The 7,808-nt window shown below is 61.1% G+C and carries 4 protein-coding genes and 1 pseudogene; all 5 read left to right on the forward strand.

All coding sequences use genetic code 11. The features are described from left to right. Entirely contained in the window at window positions 1-582 is a 582-nt protein-coding gene (locus VGU61_RS21400) for a DUF4126 domain-containing protein (protein ID WP_326861333.1), read from the forward strand. 300 nt (window positions 583-882) lie between these two features. Next, window positions 883-3,393: an ABC transporter permease gene (locus VGU61_RS21405; protein ID WP_414691678.1), complete on the forward strand. Its 2,511-nt coding sequence runs from the start codon at window positions 883-885 to the stop codon at window positions 3,391-3,393. 571 nt (window positions 3,394-3,964) lie between these two features. Beyond that, the gene (locus VGU61_RS21410; RefSeq protein ID WP_326861335.1) at window positions 3,965-5,137 is read left to right on the forward strand and encodes a polysaccharide biosynthesis/export family protein; all 1,173 of its coding nucleotides are present in this window, start codon (window positions 3,965-3,967) and stop codon (window positions 5,135-5,137) included. 137 nt (window positions 5,138-5,274) lie between these two features. Further along, window positions 5,275-7,524 (forward strand): polysaccharide biosynthesis tyrosine autokinase, encoded by a 2,250-nt coding sequence (locus VGU61_RS21415; protein WP_326861336.1) that lies wholly within the window; start codon window positions 5,275-5,277, stop codon window positions 7,522-7,524. A 132-nt stretch (window positions 7,525-7,656) separates the two neighbouring features. Next, window positions 7,657-7,808, forward strand: a pseudogene (locus tag VGU61_RS21420) (phosphomannomutase/phosphoglucomutase); the annotation flags it as partial.

Here is a 7,808-nt window from a genome sequence, read left to right on the forward strand (position 1 = left end):
ATGGAGGCACTGTCCGCAGCGGCAATGGCAGGCGGCATGTCGTGGGCCAGCGGTCTGCGCCTGTACATGACGCTCTTCATCGCCGGCTGGTTCGGCCAGATGGGGTGGATAGAACTGCCGCAGTCGCTGCAGGTGCTGGCCTCGCCGTGGGTGGTTGCCACGACCGGCATACTGACGGCGATCGAGTTTCTTGCTGACAAGGTGCCCGGCGTAGATTCGGTATGGGACGCCCTGCATACGTTCATCCGCATCCCTGCCGGCGCATTGCTCGGGGCGGCGGCGCTGGGGGAAATGGATCCGACATTGACAGCGGTCGCCGCCATCCTGGGCGGAACCTTCGCGGCCGGTGCCCATGCGACCAAGGCCGGCAGCCGCGCCTTGATCAACACATCACCTGAACCGTTCAGCAACTGGGCCGCCTCGTTTTCGGAAGACGCGGCGGTCGCCGGTGGATTATTGGCAGCGTTCTACTATCCCTGGGTGCTGTTTGTCTTCCTGGCGATTTTCTTCATCATGGCAATCTGGCTGTTGCCGAAGCTGTGGCGCGGACTGCAATGGCTGTTCAATCGCCTGCGAATCTGACTTTTGCACATTGCCCGCCGCATCATGCCGGCTGTCATCCGGCGTAAGACTGCGGCGGTCGTTATCCGGAAACCCGGTAAACACCGGTAGACCACCGGACAATCTTTCCTGACGCATGGTTTGCCATGGTGCCGCGGTTATCAGGGCCCGACACGCCGGGCACAAGCGGCCGATGTCTGCAATACTGCTGTTTTTGCGGCGGTGCGTACGCAGACGCTGGCCAAGGTTCAGACTTTCGCCCGGTATCCGCTCCGTCATTCATTCCCATGCAGGCATTCTCGATAGGCACAAGGCAATACCATGATTCTTCAGGCGTTCCGTATGACCCGCCGCGACTGGCGCGCGGGCGAGCTGCGTTTTCTACTGGTGGCATTGATCATCGCGGTCGCGGCATTGTCCTCGGTCGGCTTCTTCGTCGATCGCATGCGTGCCGGGCTGAATCGTGACGCGAACCAGTTGCTCGGCGCCGATTTGGTCATCAATGCCGATCAGCCCGTCAACGCGGCATGGCGCGCCGAGGCTCAGCGGCGCGGCCTGAAACTGGCTGAGACCGTCGTTTTTCCCAGCATGGCGCTGGCAGGAGAAGGTGACCGGGCACGGTCGCAACTCGCGGCACTGAAGGCGGTCACGCCGGATTATCCATTGCGGGGTTCGCTAAAACTGGCAACCCAGTCCGGCGGCCAGAGGGAAACCCGCGATATTCCCGCGCCCGGAACGGTCTGGGTGGACAGCAACATCCTGACCGCACTCAACATCGCCGTCGGCGACAACCTTCAACTCGGTGACAAGGCGTTTGCCATCACCGAAGTTATTTCAGTGGAGCCTGACCGGGGCGCGGCCTTTGTCAACTTTGCGCCGCGGGTGATGTTGTCAATGACGGACCTGGCCGGGACCGGCCTTGTCCAAAGTGGCTCGCGGGTCACCTATCGCTTGCTGATTGCGGGAGCGCCCGAGACGGTGACGGCATATCGCAGCTGGTTGCAGCAGGTGATGGAGCGTGACAAGCCCAGGGGCGTGCGGGTCGAATCGCTGGAGTCGGGACGACCGGAAATGCGCGCAACCCTCGATCGCGCCGAGCAGTTCCTTTCCCTGGTCGGCCTTCTGTCGGCGATGCTCGCGGCGGTGGCGGTCGCCATGGCCGCGCGCCGGTTCATGCTGCGGCATATCGATGCCTGCGCGATGCTGCGCTGCCTCGGCCTGACGCAAAACCAGGTCACGCTTATCTATCTGGTGGAATTCCTTATCGTTGGCATCGTCGGCAGCCTGCTGGGGGCATTGCTCGGCTATGCCGCGCACTTCGTGCTGCTCGAATGGATAGGCAAGCTGGTGGCGACCGACCTGCCACCGGCGACCCTGCTGCCGGCAGTGCAGGGCGTGGCGATCGGCCTGCTGCTACTAATCGGCTTCGCATTGCCGCCTATCCTGCAACTGCGCAACGTGCCGCACAACCGTGTCATCCGGCGCGAGCAGGATGCGCCGCAGCCGGTTACCCTGGCGACGTATGCGCTTGGCCTGTTTGCCTTCCTGTCCTTGCTGCTATGGCAGGCCGGCGATCCGAAGCTTGGCTTCCTGACGGCCGCCGGCTTCCTTGGCGGCTTGCTGCTGTTTGCGCTGGTGGCCTGGCTCGGCGTCCGTGCGCTGCGTTCGCTGCGCGGCACGCTTCCTTATCCAAGCTGGCGCTTCGCGGTCACCGCCTTGCAGCGCCGCAGCGGCGCAACCGTGATCCAGGTTGTCGCGCTTGCGCTCGGCTTGATGGCCTTGCTGCTGCTGACCGTGATACGCGGGGATCTGGTGAATGCGTGGCGCGACTCGACCCCGCCCGATGCGCCCAACCGCTTCGTGATCAATATCCAGCCTGATCAGAAAGCGGAAATCGAATCACGCCTGGCGCGCAACGGCGTGACCGGCGCGGCACTGTATCCGATGATTCGCGGGCGGCTCACGCAGGTGAATGGCAAGCCGGTGAACGAAGATTCGTACACCGAGGATCGCGCGCGCCGCCTCGTCGACCGGGAATTCAATCTGTCGGCGATGAACACCATTCCAACGCAGAACCGGATCGTCGCCGGACACTGGTTCGGCGATGCCAGGACCGGCGGCAAGCCGGAGGCATCGGTGGAAGAGGGGCTGGCGAAGACGCTCAATCTGAAGCTGGGCGATACGCTGCAATTCAACATCGGCGGCCAGATGGTGGAGTCGACCATTACCAGCCTGCGCAAGCTGGATTGGGGTTCGATGCGGGTCAACTTCTTCGTCATCCTCGATCCCCGATCCATGGCCGGCATGCCGCAGACGCTGATCACCGCGTTCCACCTTCCGGAAGCAAAGGCCGGCCTCGTCAACGAACTCGCGCGCGATTTTCCGAACCTGACGGTCGTGGACGTCGGCAGCGTGATCCGGCAGGTTCAGGCAGTAGTAGACCAGGTCGTCACCGCTGTCGAGTTTCTCTTCCTGTTCACGCTCGCATCAGGCGTGCTCGTGCTGTATGCGGCGCTGGCGGGCTCGCAGGATGAACGCACGCGTGAAGCCGGACTGTTGCGCGCACTCGGCGCAACACGTCGCCAGCTGTCCCGGTCGCAATGGATAGAGTTCGCACTGGTGGGCGGGTTGGCAGGAGCGCTGGCGGCATCCGGTGCCGCGGCGGTCGGCTGGGCCCTGGCGAAATTCGTATTCAACTTCGAATGGAGCTTTACGCCGGTGGTATGGCTGACCGGCTTGCTGGTGGGCGCGACGTGCGCCTTCATCGGCGGCGCCGTCGGACTGCGCAGCGTGCTCAGCAAGCCGCCGCTGCAAACCTTGCGCGAAGGTTGAACGTCCTCCTCCAACGGCATCAATAACGACGTACCGGGACTGCATATAATCGAGCAGTCCCGGTACTTTCCCGCCTCATCCGCGCTGCCTGCCGCAGCGAAACATATTTAATAAATAACAAACCCAACCCTGCCTCTGCGTGCTTTTGCGCAAGGTCTTTCGTTGCATTTCTCACTATCTTGTTTCCGTGCGGTGCATAAAAGACGTCGATGACGATGCACGCATGAGCGGCAAATCTTGTCTTTTTGCATGCTTGTCATAGCTGAACAACGCCAAGTTCCATGTCCCGGTTCTATCTCGGTGCTCGTTGATACCGGTCAAAACAGGCATGAGGCGCTTACGTAGAGTTGTACGGAAGATAATTTGATGCTGTGACTAAGGGCAATTCGGCGAGTGATGCAGTGGCAAGGATGAACGGTTTTTTTGCGCTGCTCATGCAGGTTGTGCCGACTGGATGGCGTTGCATGTACCGATGAAATCCGTCGGTTCGGTGACGACCGACAGCTTATTAATCATTGCAAATGTCGCGCTTCGGCACGACAGATGTGTATATATCAGATGGGGTAATCTTATGGGCTTCAATTTCAAAGCATCCCTGAAAAAATGGGGCGTGGTGGCCGCGGTGCCGCTATTCGCTGCATGCTCGTCCATGTCTCCCGGCATGCATTTGAATACGCAGGGGAGCAGTTCTTCAGGCTCTGCGCAAGGCGGCGAGGGCGCATTGACCAACGCGACCTTGAAACCGATCACGCCGCAGCTTGTGAAAGCGGAGCGGGAGATTCGTGAAAAGCAGGTGACCCAGGATATCAGCAAGCTGCTCGGCAAACCCGCGCCTTATACGATCGCCGCAGGCGACGTGCTCTCCATCGTCGTCTGGGATCATCCCGAACTTTCCAATAGCTCGACCTCCGGCGGCGCCGGACCGATCGGCCTGGGTTCCGATGCCTCCACCGCAGCCACGACCGCGCCGCCGGCCGGCTTTATCGTCGACCAGGACGGCATGATCCAGTTCCCGTATGCCGGCGAGCTGAAGGTCGAGGGCATGACACAGGATCAGGCGCGCAATGCCTTGCGTACCAAACTGGGTAAATATCTCAAGGACCCGAAGGTGACGCTTCGCATCCAGTCCTACCGCAGCAAGCGGGTATATGTCGATGGCGAGGTGAAGTCACCCGGCCTGCAGGCAATCAACGACATTCCGATGACGCTGCTGGAGGCGATCAACCGCGCGGGCGGCGTGTTGCCCACGGGTGATCAGAGCCAGGTGGTGGTGAACCGCGGCGGCACCAATTATCACATCAACCTGCCGCAGCTGGTTCAGCGCGGCGTCAACCCGGCGTCCATCATGCTCGCCGACGGCGACGTGGTGCGCGTAAGGTCGCGCGATGAAAGCAAGGTATTCGTGTCAGGCGAAGTCGTCCAGCCAAGGGCACTGCCGATGTACAACGGACGGCTCTCGCTCAATGAGGCATTGGGTGAATCCGGCGGCGTCAATCCGCTGAGCGGCGACGGCAGCCAGATCTATGTCGTGCGCCGCGCCGGCACCGACCAGATCGTCTATCAGCTCGACGGCAAGGCGCCCGGCGCACTGGCGATGGCGGAAGGCTTCGAACTTTATCCGAAGGATGTCGTGTATGTGGCCGCTACGCCGCTGGCGAACTGGCACCGCACCATCAGCCTGATCCTGCCAGGCGCACTGTCATCAGCCGTCGGTGCTGCGGGAACCATCGGACCGGCAAGGTAATGCCGGGCTGACGGAATGCACCAGGCGCGCCGGCGCACAACCTGTTGCCGGCGCGGTATGCACCAAGGACATGGCGACTATTCGCTCAGGCTAATGCCTTTCGAGGCAGAGATTAACTTCACCCAAAAATTCCTATGATGAATCAATCCATACCCCAGTTGCCCGGCCCCGCCGGCCAGCCAAGCCAGGCCGGTGATGAAGTCGAACTGGCGACCTACTTCGACGTGATATGGGAGAGTCGCTGGCTGATCGCCGGCATCGCCTTCATTCTCACTTTGCTCGGTGCAATCTACGCCTTCAGCACCAAGCCGGTGTATGAGGCGAACCTCCTGATCCACGTCGAGGAAGAAGGACAGAAGGAAGCGAAGAACATCATCGGCGACGTCAATTCGATGTTCGATGTCAAGACATCGGCGATGGCCGAGATGGAGCTTCTGCAGTCGCGCCTCGTCGTATCCCGCGCGGTCGATAACCTGCGGCTTTACATCAACGCCGGACCAAAGCACTTCCCGATGATCGGTTCCTGGCTTGCCGGCTACAACAAAGGTCTGTCGACACCGGGCCTGTTCGGCTACGGCGGCTATGTCTGGGGCCAAGAAAAGATCAACGTCGGGGTGTTCAACGTTCCCGAGGCGCTGCAAAACGAACCGTTCACTGTGACCGCGCAAGGTAATGGCCAGTTCCTTCTGAGCCAGAAGGAAGAGCAGATCGAGTTGCGCGGCAAGGTCGGCGAGATGCTGCTGTTCGAAACACCGAAGGGAAGCTTCGAACTGCGCGTCGATCAGCTCGAGGGACGTCCGGGTGCGCAATTCAACCTGACCCGTACTTCGCGCCTGGCGACGATCGAGGGCGTGCAGCGCTCAATGAGCGTCGTCGAACAGGGCGGCAAACTCTCCGGCGTGATCGGCGTGTCGCTGCGTGGATCCGATCCGCGCTGGGCAAGCGGCGTACTCAATGAAGTGGGCAAGGAGTACGTGAAGCAGAACGCCTCCCGCAAGACCGAGGAAGCGGAAAAATCGCTCGCCTACCTGAACAAGCAGCTGCCTGAATTGAAGGCACAGGTGGAGCAGGCCGAAGCCAAATACAACGCGTTCCGCAACACCAACGGTACCGTCGACCTGTCGGAAGAATCCAAGCTCAGCCTGCAGCAATCGTCCGCCGCCAAGCTGCGCAAGATGGAACTGCAGCAGAAGAAGCTGGAGCTGCTGACACGCTACACCAACGATCATCCGCTGGTGCAGGGCATCGATACCCAGATCAAGGAAACCAACGGCCAGATCAACGCAATGAACGACCACATCAAGTCGCTGCCGATGATCGAGCAAAACCTGGTGCGTTTGCAGCGTGAAGTGAAGGTCAATACCGAGCTGTACACCGCGCTGGTCAATACAGCCCAGCAATTGCGCCTCGCCGCGGTCGGCAAGGTCAGCAACGTGCGTCTGATCGATCAGGCAATGACGCCAGAGCGTCCGATCAAGCCGAATCGCCCGATGATTCTCGCCATGTCGTTGCTGGCCGGCCTGTTCCTCGGCGTGCTGATCGCGTTCTTCCGCAAATCGCTCTACGGTGGTATCGATACGCCTGAGCAGCTCGAGAAAGTCACTGGTCTGCCGGTGTTCGCCACCATCCCGCACAGCAAGCGCCAGAAGGAGCTGTATCAGCAGGTCAACGCCAAGCATCAGAAGGTGCCGCTGCTCGCCAGCGTGTCGTCGGCCGATGCCGCGGTGGAAAGTCTGCGCAACTTCCGCACGGCGCTGCAGTATTCGCTGCCGCAGTTCAAGAACAACATCGTGATGATCACCGGTGCAACACCCGGCATGGGCAAGTCCTTCGTGTCGGCAAACCTGGCGGCCATCATGGCGGCCACCGGCAAGAAGGTATTGCTGGTCGATGCCGACCTGCGCAACGGCCTGCTGCACCTGTACTTCGGCTTCGGCCGCCAGGACGGCTTGTCGGATGCCATCGCCGGCGCCCGCCGTCTCGACCAGGTCATCCATCGCAACGTGATCGACAACATGGACTTCATTTCGACCGGCACATTGCCGCAGAGCCCGGCCGAACTGCTGCTGCGCCCGAGCCTGGGCAGCTATCTGCAGCAACTTTCGTCCAGCTACGACTTGGTACTGATCGATGCGCCGCCGATTCTCGCGGTGGCCGACACCATGATCATCGGTGCTCATGTCGGCGCCATCTACATCATGACCCGCGCAGGCGTGACCACGCCGGGCGAGATCAACGAGTCGATGAAGCGTCTGGCACAGGCAGGCCTGTCCGCCAAGGGCGTGCTGTTCAACGACCTGAAGGTGCGTCCGGGCCGCTACGGCTACGGCTATACCTATGGCCAGGGCCGCACCGAACCGACCACCAAGCTGATCGGCGCATCCTGATCATCCTCAGACGGCTCCTTCTCTCCGCGAGGAGGAGGGAGCCTGCAGGGATGTTCCAAACCTCAAGAATTTCGGGGCCGGACAAACCGGCCCGTTTTATTGAACGCTTTTCGCCTTACTCTCACTGATAACGTGCTGACACTATCTCCCACCATCTTCAAGGCATACGACATCCGCGGCATCATCGGCAAGACGCTTGACGCGTCGGTGGCGCAGCAGATCGGCCAGGCTTTCGGCAGCGCCGTGCGCGCCAAGGGCGAAGCGGTCGTCGTCATCGGCCGCGA

Source organism: Noviherbaspirillum sp., from assembly GCF_035944575.1.
In the GTDB taxonomy this organism is placed as follows: Bacteria; Pseudomonadota; Gammaproteobacteria; order Burkholderiales; family Burkholderiaceae_D; genus Noviherbaspirillum.